We start from the raw sequence: 20,936 nt of genomic DNA, 5'->3' as shown, positions 1-20,936 counted from the left end.
TCGTCTCTCCGGTTGCGGCGTGCCTTGCGCCCCATCCACAGCCTCCCCCGTGATGTCCGCCCCGTGAATTCCGCCATGCCTTTCGTGCCCGATCACAGCGCCCCGCGGCTCCGCCTGGGCCGATCCTGGATGTTCGCCTATGGCCTGACCATCCTGCTCTTCACCTGGCTGATGGCCAACCTGCCGCTGGTGGCGATCCCGGAGGCGGCCTATGACGACGCCCTGTTCGTCCGGCAGGCGATGAACCTGCTGGCCGGACGCTGGCTCGGCGCCTACGACAACCTCACCCTGGCGAAGGGACCCTTCTACCCGGTGTGGATCGCCTTCGGCTGGCTGGCCGGCCTGCCGATCCTGGTGTCGCAGGGGTTGGCCTACGCCCTGGCCTGTCTGGTGCTGGTCCGCGGCTTGCGGGGCTGGCTGCCGGGGGGACGGACGGGGGAAGCGGTCGCCTTCGGCCTGTTCCTGCTGCTGCTGTTCAACCCGATGACCTACGGCGTCGGCCAGATGCGGGTGATGCGCGAGGGGATCTATGTCCCGCTGACCATCCTGCTGTTCGGGCTCGGCGTCTGGTGGTTCCGCTGGCAGAGCCGCGGGCTGCCGCGCCGCGCCCTGCTGGCCGGCGCGATGGGCGGGGTGCTCGGCCTGTTCTGGTGCACGCGCGAGGAGGGGCTGTGGGTGCTGCCGGCCTTCGCCGCCGGCTTCGGGCTGCTTTTGCTGACGCGCCTGCTGGCGGAGGGGCCGGACGGGCGCCTGCGTTTTGCCGGGAAGGGGCCCGGAAAGGCAATTGCCCGGACGGCCGCCGCCCTGGTGGCGGAAACCGGTCTGGCCGGTCTGGCGGCCGGCGCCGCCCTGCTGGTGATCGGCGGCTTCGGCTGGATGAACCAGCGCCATTACGGCGTTTCCGACGTCGTGGAGTTCAAGCAGCAGGAGTTCATGGCCGCCTACGGGTCGCTGTCGCGGGTGCGGCACCGCACGCCCTGGGTTCCCTATGTCGTGATCCCGCGCGAGGTGCTGGAGCGCGTCTACCCCGTCAGCCCGGCCGCGGCGGAGCTGCGCCCCTATTTCGACGGCACCGCTCCGGACGGGCTGGAGCAGGTCGGCTGCGCCACCTACGGCGTCACGCCTTGCGACGGCGAGATCCGCGCCGGCTGGTTCATGTGGGCGCTGCGCGACGCCACCGCGCAGGCCGGCCATTACCGCACCGCCACCGAGGCGAAGGACTTCTACCGCCGCATGGCCGGGGAGATCGGCGCCGCCTGCGACGACGGCCGGCTGGACTGCCTGCCGCCGCGGGCGACCATGGTCCCACCCTTCCGGACCGACTATGTCTGGCCGACCCTGAGCGCGGCGGCGCGGATGGTCGGCTTCCTGGCGACGATGGAAAGTTCCGGCGTGCCGCGCCCGGCCATGTCCTGCACCGTCGACGATTGCGGGCAGAGCCCCGGCCGCGCGGTGTTCCTGGACATGGTCCGCTCCCCCCTGTTCACCCATGCGCCCTGGCTGCTTGCCTCCACCGATTTCCAGCGCCGCAGCCAGGATGGCGGGACCCTGCCCTTCCAGCGCCGTGCCGCCATGGTCGCGAAACTGCTGGATGGCGTTGCCGCGGCCTATCGCGCCGCCCTGCCCGTTCTGCTGGGCGCCGGCCTGATCGGCTACGCGGCGGCTCTGGTCGCCGCCGTCCGCCGCCGCCGCATCGATCCGCTGCTGCTGGCCGGCGGCGTCGCCGCCCTGCTGGTGCTGTCGCGGGTGGGTCTGCTGGCCGTTCTGGAGGCCACGGCGATCCCCAGCATGAACTCGCTCTACCTGTCGCCGGCCTATCCGATGCTGCTCCTGTTCGGCGCGACGGCCGTGCTGGGCGCCCTGAGGATGCTGGTCCGCCGCCCGGTCTCCGTCGCCGTTCCGTCCCCCAATTCGCCGGTGGCCCGGCCGCCGATCGGCGAACTGGTGGAGGAGGACAGCCCGGCTGGCTCCGCGGAGGCGCCTGCCGAAGCGGTCGGGGCCGGAAGGCCATAGCCCTTAAGAGGCTGTACGTCCGGGCGCGTTCTTTTTCTCCGGGGTTCGGGAAAGTTTGGGGCTTCTCAAGAAGGGGCCCCGATCGCCATGACCCCCAGCCGGTCTTCCATCTCCGTCCAGACCTCCACCCCGTCACCGTCCCGCTACGCCCCGGCCGCCCCGGCCGCCTCATCCGCCGGCGGGGTGGGCGGGCTGTCCCTGCGGGGCCTGTCCGTTTCCGCCGGGGGGCTGTTCGCCGCCGTCGTGCTGACCCTGTCGGTGCTCTACGCGGCGATGGCCTGGACGCCCTCCTCCTACGGGGTGGCGCTGCGCCAGATGGGGGTGACGGAGGAAAGCGGCCTCGTGCTCGGCAAGCCGCGCGACATCCGCAGCGACGAATGGGCGGTGTGGACGCCCTATCTCCAGATCGCGGTCGACAATGATTTCGCCCGCTACAACGCCCATTCGCCCTATCACGAGGATCTGCGCAACTTCAACGCCCTGCCCCTGCTGGACTGGGCGCTGCCCTTCAAGCCGCAATACTGGGCCTTCTTCCTGGTCGATCCAGCCCATGCCTTCGCCATCTACCATGCCGCCTTCATCGCCCTGTTCCTGATCGGCTATCAGCGGATGGGGCGGATGCTGGGGATGGCGCCGGGCATCTCGGTCTGCTTCTCGCTGCTCGCCTTCTTCGCCGGCTACACCCAATATGCCTGGACCACCACCGGGCCGCTGCTCGCCCTGTTTCCCTGGCTGCTGGTGACGCTGGCGGCGCCGCTGCGGCTGCCGGTGAAGGGGCTGCTGCTCTACTGGCTGTCGGCGGTGTGGCTGCTGTCGCATTTCTACCCGCCGGTGATCCTGTCGCTGGGCTTCGTCGGCGCCGTGCTGGTGGTGGCGCTGCGCCGCGACCTGCTGCGGTGGCCGCTGCTGGCGACGGCGGGGCTGGCCGCCGCCCTGGCCGCCGGCACCGTCTACGGCTATCTGGCCGAACCGCTGCAGGCGATGACCGCGACCGTCTATCCCGGCCAGCGGCACAGCGACGGCGGCAGCGGCGACTGGCGCATCTGGCTGTCGACGGTCCTGCCCTTCATCACCACCCGCGGCTTCGACAGCCTGATCGTCCACAACATCGTGGAGACCGGGGCGATCGGCAGCTATTGGCCGCTGCTGCTGCTGGTCTTCGCCGACTGGCGGCAGGGCCTCTCCGGAGGAGCCGTCGATCGCGGCCGGCTGCTGACGGCCCTGGCCGTGCTGGGCGGCGGACTGGCGCTGGTGTCGGCCTGGATGCTGCTGCCGATCCCGGCGGCGGTGGGGAAAATCCTGCTGTGGGACCGCGTCTTCCCGCCGCGCATGATCGTGGCGGTCGGCCTGCTGGCGCTGGTCGCCACCGCGCTGCTGGCCGGTTCGGTCCGCTGGCGGATCACGCCCCTGCGCGTCGCGCTGTTCACCGCCGCCGTGCTGGCGGCCTGGGTGCTGTCCAAGCGTGCCGGCGGCGTGGCGCCCTGGTCCAGCCTGTTCGACGGGACGATCCTGCTGGTGCTGGCCGGCGGGCTGGCGCTGTGGCGCCTGATCCCGGCGATGGGACTGCCGCCGTTGCGCACGGGCACGCTGGTGGCCGGAGTGGCGGTTGTGGCCAACCTGCTGACCTTCGGGCAGTTCAACCCGATCCAGTCGGCCAAGCCGATCTTTGACCGGCCGCAGACCGCGCTGACCGCCCGGCTGTCGGCCCAGCAGGCGGCGCACCCCAAGGGCTGGCTGGTGGAGACGCTGCCGATCTTCACCGGGGCGGTGCTGGCCGGCTGGGGCTACAACTCCATCGCCCACACGCTGATCGCTCCGCATGTGGACTTCTTCCGCCCGCTCTTCCCCGACATGGCCGAGGACCGCTTCACCCAGGTCTTCAACCGCTACGCCCACATCATCCCGGACACGGTGACGGAGCCGGTCTCCCCCTATCCCGATCAGGTCCGGGTGCCCTGGTCGGCCCTGGATCCCAAGGCCGCGAACTCCGGCGCGCCGGCGCGGGAGGCGAGCGTCCTTCCGGCCGATGCGGCCGCGGCCGGCGGGCCGTTCCCGGCCGGCGGCAGCCTGGACGAGGTCCGGCTGGAGAATGGGCTGCTGCGGCTGCGCGGCTGGGCGCCCTGGACCGGCGTCCGTGCCACGCAGACCATCGCGGTGGTGAGCGACGTGCCCCTGACCGTGGTGTCCCACGGGCTGGAGCGCCGGCCCGACCTGCAGGCCGCCTTCCCCGCCGCCGACCGCGGACAGGCCGGCTTCACCATCCTGCTGCGGCCGGCGGCGGCATCGGACCGGCCGCCGGTGCTGTGCGTGCTGGCCCGGGACACCGATGCCGGCACGGTCGCCCTGGCCTCCCCCCGTCCGGCGAATGACGGAGGGGAGCCGGGCTGCCGCCGGCTGGGGCTGGCGAAGTGATGCGGCGGATGGCCCGTTGGAGATGCCTGGGGGAGATGCCCAGGGCAGATATGGTTGTGGTGACCCCGCATCGCTCACAACGGGGTAACGCGCGCCCTCTCCGGCCTCTCCGGAAGCCCTTGTCGTAAGCCGGAAAAACCCATGCCGGAGGCCCCGGGCGCGCTACTTTCAGGCGGATGACGCCCAACGACGAAGAGCGGACCATGACCAGGAGCGACAACGCGACCGTGCTGGTGACCGGCGGCGCCGGCTATATCGGCTCCCATGTGGTGCTGGCGCTGCGCGACCAGGGACGCGCCGTCGTGGTGCTGGACGATCTGTCCACCGGGCGGCGCCAGGCCCTCCCCGACGGCGTGCCTCTGGTCGAGGGCGACGTCGGCGACAAGGCGCTGCTGGCCGACACCTTCGCCCGCCACGGCATCGGCACCGTGATGCATTTCGCCGGCAGCATCGTCGTGCCGGAATCGGTGGAGCGGCCGCTCGCCTACTACCGCAACAACACGGTGAAGAGCCACGCCCTGATCGAGGCCTGCGTCGAGGCCGGGATCGGCCGCTTCATCTTCTCCTCCACCGCCGCCGTCTACGGCATGCCGGACCGGCTGCCGATCGACGAGCAGACGCCGACCAAGCCGATCAACCCCTACGGCTCCTCCAAGCTGATGACGGAGTGGATGCTGCGCGACACCGCGGCGGCGCATGATCTGCGTTATGTGGCGCTGCGCTATTTCAACGTCGCCGGTGCCGACCCGCAGGGCCGTTCGGGACAGGTGTCGAAGGTCGCCACCCACCTGATCAAGATCGCCGCCCAGACCGTCACCGGCCAGCGGGCGGAACTGCAGATCTTCGGCGACGACTACGACACGGCGGACGGCACCTGCGTGCGCGACTACATCCATGTCAGCGACCTCGCCGACGCCCATGTCGCGGCGCTCCGCCATCTGGAGGCGGGCGGCGCGTCGGAGGTGCTGAACTGCGGCTACGGCCGCGGCTATTCGGTGCGCGAGGTGCTGTCGATGGTGGAGCGGGTGACCGGCAAACCGCTGCCGATGCGCATCGGCCCGCGCCGCGCCGGCGACCCCCCGGCCCTGGTGGCGGGGGTGGAGCGCATCGGCCGCACGCTCGACTGGACCCCGCGCCACGCCGACCTGGAGACCATCGTCGCCTCGGCGCTCGCCTGGGAGGAGCGGCTGGTGAAGGGCGTCTGAGAGAGATCCCGCAGCGCCCTCCTCGCCCGCCCCGTCAGCTCGCCGCGATCATCCCCGCCGTCAGTTGGCCGGGGGTGAGGCCGGCCAGCCGGATTTCCAGCGTGGAGTTGCTGGTGTAAACGCTGCTGAAATCGGCGTCGGTGAAGCGGCCGACCAGCATCGGGGTCCCGTCGGACGACAGGAAGGACGCCATGCTGAAGCGGTCGGCGATCTGCTGCGCGGACAGGGTGGTCTGCTCGAAGCGCAGCGTGTCGGCGCCGGGCTGGAAGTCGGTGATCGTCGTCACGCCGGCCGGCCCGGCATAGACCATGAAGCCCGGCGTCGGCCCGGTCGTCGGCCGCGCGACGACGAATGTATCCGCACCGGCTCCGCCGGCCAGCGTGTCGGTGCCCGACGACAGATAGATCGTGTCGTTGCCGTTCCCGCCGTCGATGAGGTCATTGTAGGACGTATAGTAGGTCGGTTCGATGTATTTGCTGCGCCAGAAGGACGACATGATGGTGTCGTTGCCGTCGCCGCCGTTGATGGTGCCCGTCATCCGGATGAAGTCGTTGCCGGCACCGGTGTTGATCGTCACCGCCTTGGAGTAATAGCCGCCCATCCCCAGGTAGACGCTCTCCGGCATCAGGATGGTGTCGTCCCCGCTGCTGCCGGTCAGAAGGACGGTCGAGTTGGGATAGTCCCCGTTGGTGAGATAGTAGGAGAGGTTGGTCACCTCGACGTTGGACGGGATGGTGTAGCTGGTGATCCTGTCGCCCAGCCACATCGTGTCGGTGCCGCCGTTCGCCCCTTCCTGGACCGTGACGCTGTTCGTGTAGACGTAGTAGGTGTCATCGCCGGAGCCGCCGTTCAGATGGTCGCTCTGGTAGCCGTAGAGGACATCGTTGCCGGTCTCGCCGAAGATGGTGTCGCTGCCCAGCCCGCCCTGCAGCGTGTCGTTGCCCGACCCGCCGTTCATGTGGTCGCCATGGCCGGTGGTGCTGTAGATGCTGGCGATGCTGTCGTCGCCGCTCAAGGCGGCCAGATCGCGCGGCAGCCGCCCCTCGCGCAGGCCGAACTCCTGCCAGTGCTGCGCGGCGGAGGTGAAGCCGGCCGCCGCCTCCTCGGCGACGTCGGGATAGGCCGACAGGTACCAGGCCGTGTCGGGCGCCCCGCTGCGGTCGGTCTGCGGCGCCGGCGCCATGTAGTAGGCGATGCCCTCGTAGCGCATGTTGGGCAGGGTGGCGATCACCGCGTCCCGCTCCTCCGCCGAGCCGGTGTAGAAATGCGCGCCGTTGTCGGAGTTCCAGAACCGGTAGATCGCCTGCGATGCGCTCGCCGTCTGCACCGTGCTGGCGGTGTAGGCCGCCCCCTCGTAGACGTAGTTCGGCATCGTGCTGCGCACCGCGTCCCGTTCGGCGGTGCTGGCGGTGTAGAAGAAGGTGCCGGTGTCCGCCCGGCGGAACCGCCAGACGGTGGTGTCGGTCGCCGTGGGGTTGGTGAAGGCGACCCCCTCGTAATTCATCGAGGACAGGTTGGTTGCGACGACGTCCCGCTCGACCTCGCTTCCCGTATAGAAGTGCGAGCCCGTGATGGTGTTCCAGAAGCGCCAGACCGGCATCTCTCACCCCCAGATTGCGTTCCGGGGGCGGAGGATAGAAGCGGAGTCAACGATTTGGAATGGTGCTGATGGTCATAGCCGCTATCCCAGCGTGCATGGCAGTTCTGACGCCAGCCCCCTCACACCAATCGCCGCAGCAGCGGGATCCGCGACAGCACGAAGGCGATGGCGCCGGCCCCCAGCACCACCGTGGCGATCCCGGCGAGCGCGATGAGGCTGGGATTGGCGAACCAGTTCCGCGTGTCGCCGATGAAGTACAGGATGACGACGGGGTGGACGGCGTAGACGCCGAAGGAAAGGCCGCCCAGGAAACGGATGACCGCCTGCGCCGCCCGGCCCAGGCGGCGGGACAGCCCATCCAGGGCCAGAAAGGCCGCGACCGCCCCGGCCGCCACGTTGGGGGCGAAATATCCCATGAACTGTTCGCTGGCGGTGCCGAGCCGGACCGACCAGACATAGGTCAGCAGCAGCGTCGCTGCCGCCGACAGCCCGAACAGCCCGCCGGCGGCCCAAAGCGGAATGCGGTTGCGGAAGCGCAGCAGTGCGCCGCCCAGCAGCACATAGCCGAGATAATAGGGATAGTCCGGCCACAGGACGCCCGGCTCGGCATTGCCGGCGGCGAAATTGTCCGCGAACATCCAGGCCGTCGCCAGCCCCCACAGGACGAGCGCGTAGCCGACCAGCCGGTCGCCCTGGGCGAAGACCGTCCGCATCAGCGGCATCGCCAGATAGGAGAGCAGCAGCGGATAGAGGAACCACAGATGGAAGAAGGCCGGCTGGCGCGGCAGCGCGCTCAGCGGCGGCGTTCCGGCGAAATGGATGATCTGGTGTCCCCAGACCAGATAGAAGCCGCTCCAGGCCACCATCGGCACCACCACGGCGACGAAGCGCTTGCGCAGGAAGGCGGCGATCGGCTCGGCGCGCGGCAGCAGCAGGGCGCCGCTGACCATGAAGAACAGCGGCACGCTGGATCGGCACAGGCTGTCGATCGCCGCGGCGACCCACCAGTGGACATCGAAGCGGAAGGGCTGGCCCGGTGGCGTGGCCGGGATCTGGCCGAAGAAATGCGGGCTGATGACGTGAATGCCGATCACCATCAGCATCGCCACCACCTTGATCGTGTCGCCGCCCGGCCAATGGCCGGCCAGCCGGTCCCGCTCCGGTGCGGCGGCCGGCGCCGCTTCGTCCACCGGCTGTCTTCCCTGCAGGCCGGCCGGCATCGGCAGAACGCCCATCCTCACACCCTGTAGCCGCTGGGGCAGCCGCTGGGGCTGATCGGCACCATGCGGCACCTCCCGAACGATGAGGTGGCCGGCGCAGGAGAGCGGGCTGGCCACACGTATCCGTCATGTGGAGGTGCGGACTTGATCGGCGGCCCGGCACCCGCGACGTGGAGCCGGACAATGCGTCAGGCGCAGCGGCGCGGGCTAGGCGCTCATTGGCGGTAGGGTGGACGGCAGAGGATGGGGGCCGCTCCTCTGCTTCGGGAGCGGTGAGGCGCCCCTTCTCAGGCGAAGAAGCGCCCGCGGAAATAGGCGATGGTGCGGGCCAGACCCTCTTCCAGCGACACGACCGGTTCCCAGTCCATCAGGGCGCGGGCCTTGGCGATGTCGGGCTGGCGCTGCTTGGGATCGTCCTGCGGCAGCGGCTTGTGCTCGATCTTCGAGTCCGAGCGGGTCAGGCGGATCACCTTCTCCGCCAGTTCCAGCATGGTGAACTCGCCGGGATTGCCCAGGTTGATCGGGCCGGTGACGCCGGCCGGCGTGTCCATGAAGCGCAGGAAGCCTTCGATCAGGTCGTCGACATAGCAGAAGGACCGCGTCTGCTGGCCGTCGCCGTAGATGGTGATCGGCTCGCCCTTCAGCGCCTGGATGATGAAGTTCGACACCACGCGCCCGTCGTTGGGGTGCATGCGCGGGCCGTAGGTGTTGAAGATGCGGATGACCTTGATGTCCAGCCTGTGCTGGCGGTAATAGTCGAAGAACAGCGTCTCGGCGCAGCGCTTGCCCTCGTCATAGCAGGCGCGCGGGCCGATGGTGTTCACGTTGCCCCAATATTCCTCGGGCTGCGGATGCACCGCCGGGTCGCCGTAGACCTCGGAGGTCGAGGCCTGCATGATCCGCGCCCTCACCCGCTTGGCCAGCCCCAGCATGTTGATGGCGCCGTGCACGCTGGTCTTGGTCGTCTGCACCGGATCGTGCTGGTAATGGATCGGCGAGGCCGGGCAGGCGAGGTTGTAGATCTCGTCGACCTCGACATAGAGCGGAAACGTCACGTCGTGGCGCATCAGCTCGAAATGCGGGTTGTCCAGCAGGTGCAGGACGTTGTCGCGGCTGCCGGTGAAGAAGTTGTCGACGCACAGCACGTCGTTCCCGGCCGCCAGCAGCCGGTCGCACAGGTGGGAGCCCAGGAAGCCGGCGCCGCCGGTGACGAGGACACGCTTTCGGTTGGTGAGAGCCGGCAAGGCTGCCTTCCTGTGTTGGCTGTTGGCGTTGGCGGTGTCCCGCGGCCCGTCAGGGGGACCGCGGGGCAACCGCTAAGGGACAACACGGCGGAGGCGCCGCTTGATCCTTTGTCTTTGGCCCTTGGTCTTTAGCCTAGCAGCCCAAGCAGGTAGCGCCCGTAATCGTTCTTCTTCAGCGGCTCGGCCAGGCGGCGTACCTGCTCGGCGTCGATCCAGCCGGAGGTGTAGGCGATCTCCTCCGGGCAGGCGATCTGCAGGCCCTGGCGGTGCTGGATGGTGCGGACGAACTCCGCCGCCTCCAGCAGGCTGTCATGGGTGCCGGTGTCGAACCAGCCGTAACCGCGGCCCATCTGCTCGACCGACAGCTTGCCCAATTCCAGATAGGCGGCGTTGACGGACGTGATCTCCAGTTCGCCGCGCGCCGACGGCTTTACCGCGGCGGCGATGTCCAGCACGTCGTTGTCGTAGAAATAGAGCCCCGTCACCGCCCATTTGGAACGCGGCGCGGCCGGCTTTTCCTCGATGCTCAGCGCCCGGCCTTGCGCGTCGAACTCCACCACGCCGTAGCGTTCGGGGTCGCGCACGGCATAGGCGAAGACGCTGGCGCCGTCGTTCTTCTCGCCGGCGGCGCGCAGGATGTTGGTCAGGCCGTGGCCGTAGAAGATGTTGTCGCCGAGAACCAGGGCGCAACTGTCGTTGCCGACGAACTCGCGGCCGATGATGAAGGCCTGGGCCAGCCCGTCGGGCGAGGGCTGGATGGCGTAGGTCAGGTTCAGGCCCCACTGCGACCCGTCGCCCAGCACCGTCTGGAACAGCGGCTGGTCGTGCGGGGTGGTGATGACCAGGATGTCGCGGATGCCCGCCAGCATCAGGGTGCTGAGCGGGAAATAGATCATCGGCTTGTCGTAGATCGGCAGCAGCTGCTTGCTGATCGCCCGGGTCACCGGGTAGAGCCGGGTGCCGGATCCGCCGGCCAGGATGATGCCCTTCATGGTCCTCGTCCTCACGCCTGCGGCGGGTTGGTGAACAGCTCGTCGATTACGCGGTCAACGCTCTCCTGCCACGGTGGGCAGGCGACGCCGAGACGCTCCTTGGCGCGGCTGCAGTCCAGCCGCGAATTGGCCGGGCGGCGCGCCGGGGTCGGGTAGTCGGCCGTGCCGATGGCGGTCAGGCGCGGCCGCTTGCCGGTCCGCTCTTCCAGCCGCCGGAAGATGTGCTCGGCGAAATCATGCCAGGTGGTATAGCCGCTGCCGGTCAGGTGGTAGGTGCCCCAGGCGGCGCTGCCGGTCTTCTCGATGGTCTGGGCGATCTGCACGATGGCGGCGGCGAGGTCGGCGGCGGCGGTGGGGGAGCCGTGCTGGTCGGCGACCACCCGCATCTCCTCGCGCTCCTTGCCGAAGCGCAGCATCGTCTTGATGAAGTTGTTGCCGTAGGCGCTGTAGACCCAGGAGGTGCGCAGGATGACGTGATGCGGCGTCGCCGCGCGCACCGCCTCCTCGCCCGCCGCCTTGCTGGCGCCATAGACGCCCAGCGGGTTGATGGGGTCGTCCTCGCTGTAGATGCCGTCCTTCGTCCCGTCGAACACATAGTCGGTCGACACATGGATGAAGGGAATGCCGCGCGCCGCGCAGGCCGCCGCCATGGCGCCCGGCCCGTCGCGGTTGATGGCGAAGGACAGGTCGACCTCGCTCTCGGCCTTGTCGACGGCGGTGTGGGCGGTGGCGTTGACCAGCAGGTCCGGCGCGTGGGCGGCGACCGCCGTCTCCACGTCGCCCGGCCGGGTCACGTCGAACTCGGGATAGGGCAGACCGACGACGTCGGTGCCCGGCGCCCAGTTGGCCCGCATCAGCTCGAAGCCGAGCTGGCCGTTGCTGCCGAGAACCAGGACTTTCATGGGAACCTTCATTGCGCGGCCCCCTCTTCCTTGAGCCCGAGCCGCTCGCCCTGGTAGGAGCCGTTGAGGATGGCCTGCCACCAGTCGCGGTTCTCCAGATACCAGGCGACCGTCTTGCGCAGGCCGCTCTCGAAGGTCTCCTGCGGCGTCCAGCCCAGTTCGCGCTCGATCTTGCCGGCGTCGATGGCATAGCGCTTGTCGTGGCCGGGACGGTCGGTGACGAAGCTGATCAGGCGGTCGTGCGGGGCGCCGGCCGGGTTCATCTCGTCCAGATGCGCGCAGATGGCGCGGACGACCTCCAGGTTGGTGCGCTCGTTGTGGCCGCCGATGTTGTAGCTCTCGCCGATCCGGCCCTTCTCCAGCACCAGCCGCAGGGCGCGGGCATGGTCCTCGACATAGAGCCAGTCGCGGATGTTGTCGCCCTTGCCGTAGACCGGCAGCTTCTCGCCCGCCAGACCCTTGAGGATCATCAGCGGGATCAGCTTCTCCGGGAAATGGTAGGGGCCGTAATTGTTGGAGCAGTTGGTCAGCACCACCGGCAGCCCGTAGGTCTCGTGCCAGGCGCGGACCAGATGGTCGCTCGACGCCTTGCTGGCCGAATAGGGCGAGTTGGGGCTGTAGGCGGTGGTCTCGGTGAAGAAGCCGTCGTCGCCCAGCGTGCCGAACACCTCGTCGGTCGAGATGTGGTGGAAGCGGAAGCGCTCCTTGCGCTCCGCCGGCAGCGCCGACCAGTAGCCGCGCGCCGCTTCCAGGAGGCGGAAGGTGCCGACCACGTTGGTCTGGATGAACTCGCCCGGCCCGTCGATCGAGCGGTCGACATGGGATTCGGCGGCCAGATGCATCACCGCGTCGGGCTGGTGGGTGTCGAAGACCCGGCGCAACTCGGCGGCGTCGCAGATGTCGACCTTCTCGAAGGCGTAGCGCGGATTGCCCTCGGCGCCCGGCAGGGAGGACAGGTTGGCCGCGTAGGTCAGCTTGTCGACATTGACGACGAAGGCGTCGGTTTCGGCGAGAAGCTGGCGGACCACCGCCGAGCCGATGAAACCGGCGCCGCCGGTGACGAGAATGCGCGTCATCAAACCACCTTACCGCCAAAAACGGGGCACAAAGCCCCACCGGGCAAAAAAGAGCCGAAATCCAATAGCGCCGTCAGAACCAGTCGCCAAGCTGGGCGAAGGTCGGATGCTTGTGGTCCTTGTCCGACAGCCGGGCCTTGTCCGCGGCGACCGGCCAGTCGATGCCCAGTTCCGGATCGTTCCACAGCAGGCCGCGGTCATGCTCGGCCGAATAATAGTTGGTCACCTTGTAGATGACCTCGGTATCCGGCTCCAGCGTGCAGAAGCCGTGGGCGAAGCCGATCGGCACCAGGATCTGGTTCCACTCCGCCGCGCTGATCACCGCGCTGACATGCCGGCCGAAGGTGGGGGAGTCTTTGCGGATGTCGACCGCCACGTCCAGGATGGCGCCGCGCACCACCCGCACCAGCTTGTCCTGGGCGAAGGGCGGCAGCTGGAAATGCAGGCCGCGCACGGTGCCGACCTCGGCCGACAGCGAGTGGTTGTCCTGAACGAAGTCGTACTGCAGCCCGGCCGCCTCGAACGTCTTCTTGGTGTAGGTCTCCGAGAAGAAGCCGCGATGGTCGCCGAACTTCTTCGGGCGGATGATCTTAACGTCGGGAATGTCGAGGGAGACGACGTCCATGGCTCAGATGCTTTCCTTCAGGCGCTCTTTGCGCAGTTCGGGGCAGGCCTTGCGCAGCCACGGCTTGACCGTGCGCGGCGGGAAGGCCAGTCCGAAATTCTCGGCGTCCAGCGTCAGGTTCGGGTTGTAGTAGGGGTCGGCCAGCAGGCTGTCGCCCCAGCGTTCCTGCATGTAGGCCACCTCGCCCATGAAGCGCTTGACCTTGTCGGGGGCGGTGTCCGGCCCGCGCGAGGCCGATTCCAGATGGTACAGCTCGGCGAACGGCGTCCAGACGACCAGATAGCCCTTCTCGCGGATGCGCAGGCAGAAATCGACGTCGTTGAAAGCGACGGCCAGCTTTTCGGAATTCAGCCCGCCGACCTCGTCGAAGATCTCCTTGCGCAGGATCAGGCAGGCGGCGGTGACGCAGGACAGGTCCTGGGTCAGCTGGGCCCGGCTGAAATAGCCGTAGGCGTCGCGGGTCAGCCCCTTGTGGACATGGCCGGCCACGCCGCAGATGCCGGTGACGACGCCGGCATGCTGGATGGTGCCGTCGGCGTAATAGAGCTTGGCGCCGACCGCGCCGACCTCCGGCCGCAGGGCATGGGAGACCATCTCGGCCAGCCAGCCCGGCTCCATCACCTCGATGTCGTTGTTGATCAGGCCCAGCACCTCGCCGGTCGCCTCAGCGGCGGCGAAGTTGTTGATCGAGGAGTAGTTGAAGGGCGCCTTGTAGGTCAGCACCCGCACCCGCGGCTCGTCCTTCAGCGTGTCGAAATAGGCGAAGGTCGCCGCTTCCTCGCTGTTGTTGTCGACGATCAGGATCTCAAGGTCCGGATAGTCGGTGCGGTGCAGCAGCCCGTCGACGCAGCCCTTCAGCAGCTCCACCTTGTCGCGCGTCGGCACGATCAGCGACACCCGCGGCAGCTTGGCCGGCAGGGCGTAGCGGATGCGGGTGAAGCGCGCGGTCGCCGGCGAGGTCTCCACCGTGGCGTCGACGCCGCGGCGCTGGAAATGCTCGGTCAGCGCCTTGTGGGCGGCGGCGGTGGCGCGCGGCAGCTCGACCGTGGAGAAGGCCGCGGATTCGGGGAAGACGCGCCAGTGATAGAGGATCGCCGGGATGTGGCGGATGCGCTCAGGATTCGTCTGCTCGACCGCGCGCAGGGTCAGGTCGTAGTCCTGGCTGCCCTCGAAGCCCAGGCGGAAGCGCCCGGCCTGCTCGATCAGCGAGCGGCGGAAGACGCCCAGGTGGTTGACCATGTTCTGGCCGTGCAGCAGGTCCAGATTGAAGTCCGACTTGAAATGCGGGTCGTAGCGCTCGCCGTCGGCATCGATCTTGTCCTCGTCGGAATAGAGGATGTCGGTGTCGGGATGCTGCGCCAGTTCGGCCGCGACCATGTAGAGCGCATGCGGCGGCAGCCGGTCGTCATGGTCCATCAGGGCGACGAAATCGCCGGTCGCCAGATCCAGCGCGCTGTTGCTGGCGGCGGAGATGTGGCCGTTGGTCTCGCGCCGGACCACCTTGATGCGGTTGTCGCGCGCCTTGTACTCGGCCAGCACCGTCTGCACATGCGCGGCGGTCGAGGCGTCGTCGGCGATGCACAGCTCCCAGTCCGGATAGAACTGGGCCAGCACCGAGTCCAGCGCCTCGCGCAGGTAGGCTTCCGGCGTGTTGTAGACCGGCATGACGACGGAGAAGCGCGGGCGCGCCGGCAGCCGGGCGATGTCGGCCTTGATCGCCGCCCCGTCCTCCGGTGTCAGGGTGTCGTACATCCGCACCCACGACTTGTAGTCGGCCGACCAGCGGTTCGGCTGCAGCTCCTGCAGGACGCGCTGCTTGGTCGCCTGCCAGCCATGGCGGCGCAGATAGTCCAGCACGCGCGCCGGCTGGTTCTGCCGGACATAGTCGAGCAGGATGTTGGTCTTGCCGATCTCGCGGATGGTGAAGTCGGCGATCTCGAAGGACACCGGGCGGGTGGCCGGGTCGAAGCGCAACGCCTTGACCGTCTGCGGCAGCAGGGCGAGCTGGCGGAACTCGCCGACCGTGTCGACCGGCAGGCGGATCATCGTCCGCTCGTCGAAGCCGTTGCCGTCATCGACGTAGATCACCGGCACCAGCGGGGCCGAGGCGCGGACCACCCCGTAGGAGATCACGCACCAGTGGCCGGGCAGCCGGCCGCGGTCGGAGCGCAGGAGGAAGGCGGGGTCGCTGCCGGTCGCCTCGTAGCCGCCCTGCGGGCTGGGCACCACGTCGTGCAGCGGCTCCAGCGTGATGCTGTGCAGGCGGCGGCGATAGAAGCGGCCGGCCTTCTGGGTCAGGCGGCCCAGCTTGCGCACCGGCGCCGACAGCTTCCAGGAGGTGGAGTTGACCAGGCTGTGGATGTGCTGGTCGCGGCTGGCCACCACCCCGTGCAGGTGGGCGATGGCCTGTTCACGCGCCGCCAGCTCGCGGGCATGGGCGGCGAGGTTGCGCTCACGGTCGGCCAGATCCTCCGCCATCTCGGCGAGCGCATCGCCCTGTCGGCGGATTTCGGCCTGATGGTCGGTGAGCCAGCCCTGGATCAGGGCGATGTCGCGGTCGCGCGTCGCGATCATGCCCTTCAGCTCTTCGCTGTGGGCGATCTGGTCGTCCAGCACCTTGCGGACCATCGCCACCTCGGTGCGCAGGTGCTTTTCCTGCTCTTCCAGGCGCTGGATGGTCTCGGTCTCGATGGCGGCGTCGCCCAGCCGGTCGAACCAGCTGCGGACGGCCCGCAGCCCCTCGCCGCCGGTGGCTTGCACGGCGAACAGCTCGCGCACCGCGTCGGGCAGATCCTCGCCGACGCCCAGCACGCCCAGGCCGTTGGAATGCAGGAATGTGAAGGAGGGATAGTCGCGGGTGATCTCGTCCCACAGGCGCCAGACGCCGAAATCGCCCTTGCGCACGTTGATGTCGTGGAACAGCACCACGCCGCGGCGGCTCATCTTCGGCAGCCAAGTCTCGAAATCGTGGCGCACCGCCTCGTAGGTGTGCAGCCCGTCGATGTGCAGCAGGTCGACGCTGCCATCGGCGAAATGGACCAGCGCGTCGTCGAAGGTCATCCGCAGCAGGCGCGAGAAACCGGCATAGCGCGGGTCGTGGTAAGCGGCGAGCGTGTTGTAGATGTCGTCGCCGTAGAAGCCCGCCTGCGGGTCGCCGGCCCAGGTGTCGACGGCATAGCAGGAGGTCGGCAGCCCGACATGGCGGACCGCCTGACAGAAGGCGGCATAGGAGTTGCCGGTGTGCGTTCCCAGTTCGACGAGGCTGTCCGGGCGCAGGGCCTCGACGATCCAGAAGGCGAAGGGCACATGGCCGAGCCAGGAGGCCGGCGCCGTGACGAGATCCGGAGTCAGGAGCGTGATCGGCCGGCAGATGCGACGGAGAGTGTCCGATCCCTGGTCCTTCAAAAACGAATCCACCTGCGCCTCTTCTTCTGCCTGGCTTCGCGGCGGGGTGCGACCCATCGGGCACCATTTTTCAGGCCCGTCGGACGGCCCCGTCACAGCCGCCGACACACATACGCCGACACCCCGCCGGAATGCAAGCCGCTGTCCGGAACCCGATTTGCGGCGCCCGACAATGGCCGGACCTGCGGTTTTCCTGCCTCACCCCGGGCTTATCGGTGCCTGTCGCTATTTTGTCGCGGGGGCAGGCTGGGATGCCGCCCGGGGCGCCGATGCCCCCTCCGCCTCCAGCGTGATCGCCAGCATCGGCATGCCGACCAGCCCGCGCACGACATGGCTGGCGTGGACCTTGAAGAACAGCGCGTCCTCGACCCAATGATGCTGGACGTGGTCCTCCTGCGTGCCCTCGGCGAGCGCCACGGTGATGGAGAAGTCGCCGCTGGGCAGGTAGGGCATCTGGAAGCGGAAGCGGGCGGCGAAGTCCTGCCCGGCCGGGATGGTGACGGGGTCGAGCTGATAGGTCAGGAAGGTGTTGTCGCCGAACAGGTTCTGGCCCAGCTTGTCCTTGACGTAGAAGCCGACGATGGGGCGGTGGACCTGCTGGTCGGCCCGGCAGTCCACCTTCAGCACGATGACCTCGCCACCCTCCAGCACGTTGAGCGGATGCTCCTCGGCATCCAGGATCGAGACGTTGGTGATGGTGGCGCCGCGGTTGCCGAACCAGGGGCCGCTGTCGTTGAAGTCGAACAGCTCGATGGCGTTGCGGTGCTGGGAGGCCTTCAGCAGCTCGGCGCGGGCGTCCTCCACCGGCTCCTCGCGCTTGGCCTGGGGCAGCGCCTGCCGCGCCCCGCCGATGCGGAAGCCGCGCGAGGTGTCCTGGTCGCTGTAGAGCGCCGCCAGATAGTCGTGGCAGACCTCCCGTGCCGGACCGATCGCCCGCACCGACCCGTTGTCCAGCCACACCACCCGGTCGCACAAATTCACCACCTGTCCGGTGTCGTGCGACACGAAGAACAGGGTGCCGCGCTCCTTGAAGCGGTGGATGAAGCGCATGCATTTCTGGGTGAAGGAGGCGTCGCCGACCGCCAGGATCTCGTCGACGATCATGATGTCGGCATCGACATGCGCCGCCACCGCGAAGGCGAGGCGGGCGTACATGCCGCTGGAATAGAGCTTCACCGGCTGTTCGATGAAGTCGCCGATGCCCGCGAACTCGGCGATGGAGTCGTAGCGCTGGGCGATCTGCTCGTTCGACAGACCCAGCACCGACGCGGCGAGATAGACGTTCTCGCGCCCGGTGAATTCCGGGTTGAAGCCGGCGCCCAGCTCCAGCAGCGCCGCGATCCGGCCATCGACCGCGATGCGGCCGGAGGTCGGCGTCAAAGTGCCGCAGAGCAGTTGCAGGAAGGTCGACTTGCCCGAGCCGTTGCGGCCGATCAGCCCGACCGTCTCGCCGCGGCGGACCTCCAGGTCGACGCCGCGCAGCGCCCAATACTCGTCATAATATTTGCGCCGGCCGCGCACCAGCATCTGCTTCAGCCGGTCCTGCGGGCGCTTGAAGATGGCGTAGGCCTTGCCCAGCCCCTCCGCCCGGATGACCACAGGGGCATCGGCGTGGGGATCGGCGGGGGTGTTGGCGGCGGGAGTCTCGGTCTCAGACGACATCGGCGAACCCCCGGCGGGTCTTCATGAACCAGAGATAGCCGAGCCACGCCACCACCCAGGCGCCCAGCGTCGCCAAACCCCATTCCACCGGCGACGGGACGCGGCCCCAGAACAGCAGGTCCTTCGACTGCTCCAGGATCGCGGTCATCGGGTTCAGGTGCAGGATGGCGCGGAAGCGCTCGGGGATCGCGGTCATCGGATAGAAGATCGGGCTCAGGAACATCAGCACGGTGACGGCCACCCCCACCACCTGCCGCAGGTCGCGCAGGAACACGCCGGCGGCGGCGAAGAACCAGCTCAGCCCCAGCGTGGTCAGGCACAAGGGCGCCAGCACCAGCGGCAGCAGCAGCGCCGTTGGCGGCGGCAGCCCCGCCACGGCGAGGTGGAAGACCAGCAGGATGACGAAGCCGATGCCGGCGTTGAACAGCGCGACCGCCAGCGACACCAGCGGCAGGATCTCCAGCGGGAAGACCACCTTCTTGATGTAGCTGACGTTCTCCAGCAGCAGCCCGGGCGCCCGGTTCAGGCATTCGCCCAGCACGTTGAACAGGATCAGGCCGGAGAACAGCAGCAGGGCGAATTCGGTGTTGCTCTCGCCCGCGGCTCCGCTGGGCGTGCCCCAGCGCGCGCGGAACACCACCGAGAAGACGAAGGTGTAGACCGCCAGCATCAGGATCGGATTCAGCACCGCCCAGACGATGCCCAGCACGGAGCCGCGATAGCGGGCGTCGATCTCCCGCCGGGCCAGCCGCAGGATCAGCGACCTGTGGTGCCAGGCGGTCTGGAAAAGGGCAAAGGGACCGGCGCCGAAACCCGCCACCGTAGGGTTTCCCGACTGAGAGTTAAACAATTTAGAGTATTCTCCGTCTGCGGCCGGCCGACCATAACCCCCGCCCCGGCGGCGTTCAAGCGAAAGCATCCCCAGCACCGGGCCCGGCACCGGAGGGGCGGCAGCGGGACCGGCCGGCCGGGTGGACTCTCCTGAAAAAGAACAGGGGGGGGAACAGACCTTCGGTTTCCCCCGTTTACCCGAAAGATCGGAGAAGTGGTGACTCTGCACAGGGATTTCCGTTATCACGAAAGAAAAATATACAGTAAACATTTGGTGGGACGGCACTATACGGGCTAATGCCACAGGAAGTGACGGAGTTCTGTGTCCTATGCGTATCAGTAAATTTGAAGTTGAAATCAAACGTTACTTTCCTATTCGCAGGATAGGGACATGACTTGTCATGAGGTTGCTATCCAATGCGAGATCCACCATTGGGGGTCGTATCGGCAACTTTATAAGCCCATGGGGTTAGATCCGGATTAGAGCTAAAAAAGCCCATCAGATAGGGCCATAACTAGCCCTGAGAGGCGGCGATTGCCCGATTTGCAGGAAAGACGCACCGATTGCCGAAGACCGGGAAAAACCGGATTGCCCGGCAGAGCGGTGACGCAAAAGGAGGCCGTTGTGTTTTGGAATGCAAAGACTCTGACAGCCGATCACTATGCCGCATCGTTAAGAAATCACTTCGGTGATGGTGCGGTTCATCTTCTTCAAAAAGAGATCGGTTTTGTTGGAAAGCGGCTTCTTAGACTTCCCAGCACGGAAAGATCGAGCTTCTTTGATCCCTGGTTCACGGAGGAGAACGCGCGTCATCTGCGCTCCGTCGCCCAGGCGGTCCGCGGGATCGCGCCGGATGCCGCCGGTGCGGCCGGTGCCACTCCTCGCGCCACCCCCCGCATCGTCTTCCTGCACGGGGTGATGCCGCGCAGCGGCACCAACTATCTCCAGAGCCTGCTGGAGCTGCATCCCGACGTGGTGGTCAACCCCTACGGCGTCCGGGAGCTTCCCTTCCTGAACACGGTGGAGGACGCGCGCATCTATGAGGGGCGCTTCCTGCGCCTCTATCAGCGCAACCGGGAATCGTTCAGCGATCTGGAAACCTTCTGCTACATGGTCAGCGGCTTCCTCCGTCGCATCGAGGCCGAATTCCCGGCGGACAAGACGGTGGTGATCAAGTCGCCGCACACCCGGATGATGCGCTACTTCCCCTACCTGTTCCCGACGGAACGCTGCCTGATCGTGCTCCGCGACGGCAAGCGCGCCGTGCAGTCGACCATCGACACCTGGCCGCTGCGCTTCCTGGGCCGCACCTTCGCCGACGTCTGCCGCGAATGGAGCTTCGGCACCGAGGCGGCGCTGGAGGCGCAGAGCCGCATGAGCGCCGACGCCTGCCGTCTGGTCCGCTTCGAGGACGCGGTGGCCTCCCCCGACGGCACCGCCCGCGACCTGCTGCGCTTCCTGGACCTGAACGAGGAGCGCTATCCGTTCGAGCGGATCGGCGACCTGCCAATCCTGGGATCGTCCCGCGTCTCGCGCCGCGATGGCGAGGTCAGCTGGACCCCCGTCAAGAAACCCGAAGGCTTCGACCCGTCGAAGCGCCAGATCGACTGGCCGCGCAAGCGTCGGACCGTGTTCGACGCCGTGGCCGGAGACATGCAGAAGAAGGCCGGCTATGCTGCTTGATCCATTGCTCGACCCCCGCCCCGCGGCCAAGGATCGCCCCGAAGCTGCCCCCGGTTCCGAGGACA

At 68.0% G+C, this 20,936-nt stretch carries 15 protein-coding genes; 4 read left to right on the top strand and 11 right to left on the bottom strand.

The features are described 5' to 3' along the window. The first annotated feature begins 75 nt into the window (after positions 1–75). The 3 genes from ACCD06_RS27595 (at position 76) to galE (ending at position 5,630) form a co-directional block, all read left to right on the top strand. Complete coding sequence (locus ACCD06_RS27595; protein ID WP_413344934.1) at positions 76–2,013, top strand: hypothetical protein; 1,938 nt, start codon at positions 76–78, stop codon at positions 2,011–2,013. Positions 2,014–2,100: 87 nt separating this feature from the next. Then, a complete protein-coding gene (locus ACCD06_RS27590; protein WP_413344932.1) occupies positions 2,101–4,425 on the top strand; it encodes a hypothetical protein in 2,325 nt (774 codons plus the stop codon). A gap of 203 nt (positions 4,426–4,628) precedes the next feature. Beyond that, a complete protein-coding gene (galE, locus tag ACCD06_RS27585; protein WP_413344930.1) occupies positions 4,629–5,630 on the top strand; it encodes a UDP-glucose 4-epimerase GalE in 1,002 nt (333 codons plus the stop codon). A 34-nt stretch (positions 5,631–5,664) separates the two neighbouring features. Here galE and ACCD06_RS27580 read toward each other — a convergent pair whose 3' ends face one another. The 11 genes from ACCD06_RS27580 to ACCD06_RS27530 all read right to left on the bottom strand — a co-directional run bounded on the left by ACCD06_RS27580 (position 5,665) and on the right by ACCD06_RS27530 (position 20,100). Then, a complete protein-coding gene (locus tag ACCD06_RS27580) occupies positions 5,665–7,230 on the bottom strand; it encodes a hypothetical protein (RefSeq protein WP_413344928.1) in 1,566 nt (521 codons plus the stop codon). 119 nt (positions 7,231–7,349) lie between these two features. Then, complete coding sequence (locus tag ACCD06_RS27575) at positions 7,350–8,465, bottom strand: acyltransferase (protein ID WP_413344926.1); 1,116 nt, start codon at positions 8,463–8,465, stop codon at positions 7,350–7,352. Between the two features lie 272 nt (positions 8,466–8,737). Continuing rightward, the gene (locus ACCD06_RS27570; RefSeq protein ID WP_413344924.1) at positions 8,738–9,694 is read right to left on the bottom strand and encodes a UDP-glucuronic acid decarboxylase family protein; all 957 of its coding nucleotides are present in this window, start codon (positions 9,692–9,694) and stop codon (positions 8,738–8,740) included. Between the two features lie 128 nt (positions 9,695–9,822). Beyond that, positions 9,823–10,686: a glucose-1-phosphate thymidylyltransferase RfbA gene (gene rfbA, locus ACCD06_RS27565; RefSeq protein ID WP_413344922.1), complete on the bottom strand. Its 864-nt coding sequence runs from the start codon at positions 10,684–10,686 to the stop codon at positions 9,823–9,825. An 11-nt stretch (positions 10,687–10,697) separates the two neighbouring features. Continuing rightward, positions 10,698–11,588, bottom strand: a complete 891-nt coding sequence (rfbD, locus tag ACCD06_RS27560; protein WP_413344920.1) for a dTDP-4-dehydrorhamnose reductase — start codon at positions 11,586–11,588, stop codon at positions 10,698–10,700. Positions 11,589–11,596: 8 nt separating this feature from the next. Continuing rightward, a complete protein-coding gene (gene rfbB / locus ACCD06_RS27555; RefSeq protein ID WP_149225213.1) occupies positions 11,597–12,664 on the bottom strand; it encodes a dTDP-glucose 4,6-dehydratase in 1,068 nt (355 codons plus the stop codon). A gap of 73 nt (positions 12,665–12,737) precedes the next feature. Next, a complete protein-coding gene (rfbC, locus tag ACCD06_RS27550) occupies positions 12,738–13,289 on the bottom strand; it encodes a dTDP-4-dehydrorhamnose 3,5-epimerase (protein ID WP_413344917.1) in 552 nt (183 codons plus the stop codon). 3 nt (positions 13,290–13,292) lie between these two features. Beyond that, positions 13,293–16,706, bottom strand: coding sequence for a glycosyltransferase (locus ACCD06_RS27545; RefSeq protein ID WP_413344915.1), 3,414 nt, complete (start codon positions 16,704–16,706; stop codon positions 13,293–13,295). A gap of 213 nt (positions 16,707–16,919) precedes the next feature. Continuing rightward, a complete protein-coding gene (locus ACCD06_RS27540) occupies positions 16,920–18,356 on the bottom strand; it encodes an ABC transporter ATP-binding protein (RefSeq protein ID WP_413344913.1) in 1,437 nt (478 codons plus the stop codon). After that, positions 18,346–19,176 (bottom strand): ABC transporter permease, encoded by an 831-nt coding sequence (locus ACCD06_RS27535; RefSeq protein WP_413344911.1) that lies wholly within the window; start codon positions 19,174–19,176, stop codon positions 18,346–18,348. Before ACCD06_RS27535 ends, ACCD06_RS27540 begins: the two co-directional genes overlap by 11 nt. Positions 19,177–19,860: 684 nt before the next feature. After that, on the bottom strand, positions 19,861–20,100 hold the full coding sequence (locus tag ACCD06_RS27530) for a hypothetical protein (protein ID WP_169054766.1): 240 nt from the start codon (positions 20,098–20,100) through the stop codon (positions 19,861–19,863). Positions 20,101–20,106: 6 nt separating this feature from the next. On the opposite strand from ACCD06_RS27530, the gene ACCD06_RS27525 reads away from it, so the two are divergent. Further along, positions 20,107–20,871 carry a sulfotransferase family protein gene (locus ACCD06_RS27525; RefSeq protein ID WP_413344909.1) on the top strand — a complete coding sequence of 255 codons (765 nt, stop codon included), beginning with the start codon at positions 20,107–20,109 and terminating at the stop codon, positions 20,869–20,871. The last annotated feature ends 65 nt before the right edge of the window (positions 20,872–20,936 follow it).

The sequence above is a fragment of the Azospirillum sp. CT11-132 genome (genome assembly GCF_047302835.1).
Taxonomy (GTDB): domain Bacteria; phylum Pseudomonadota; class Alphaproteobacteria; order Azospirillales; family Azospirillaceae; genus Azospirillum.
The sequence above is the reverse complement of the archived record's forward strand: the minus strand, read 5'-3'. Positions and strand labels throughout refer to the sequence as shown.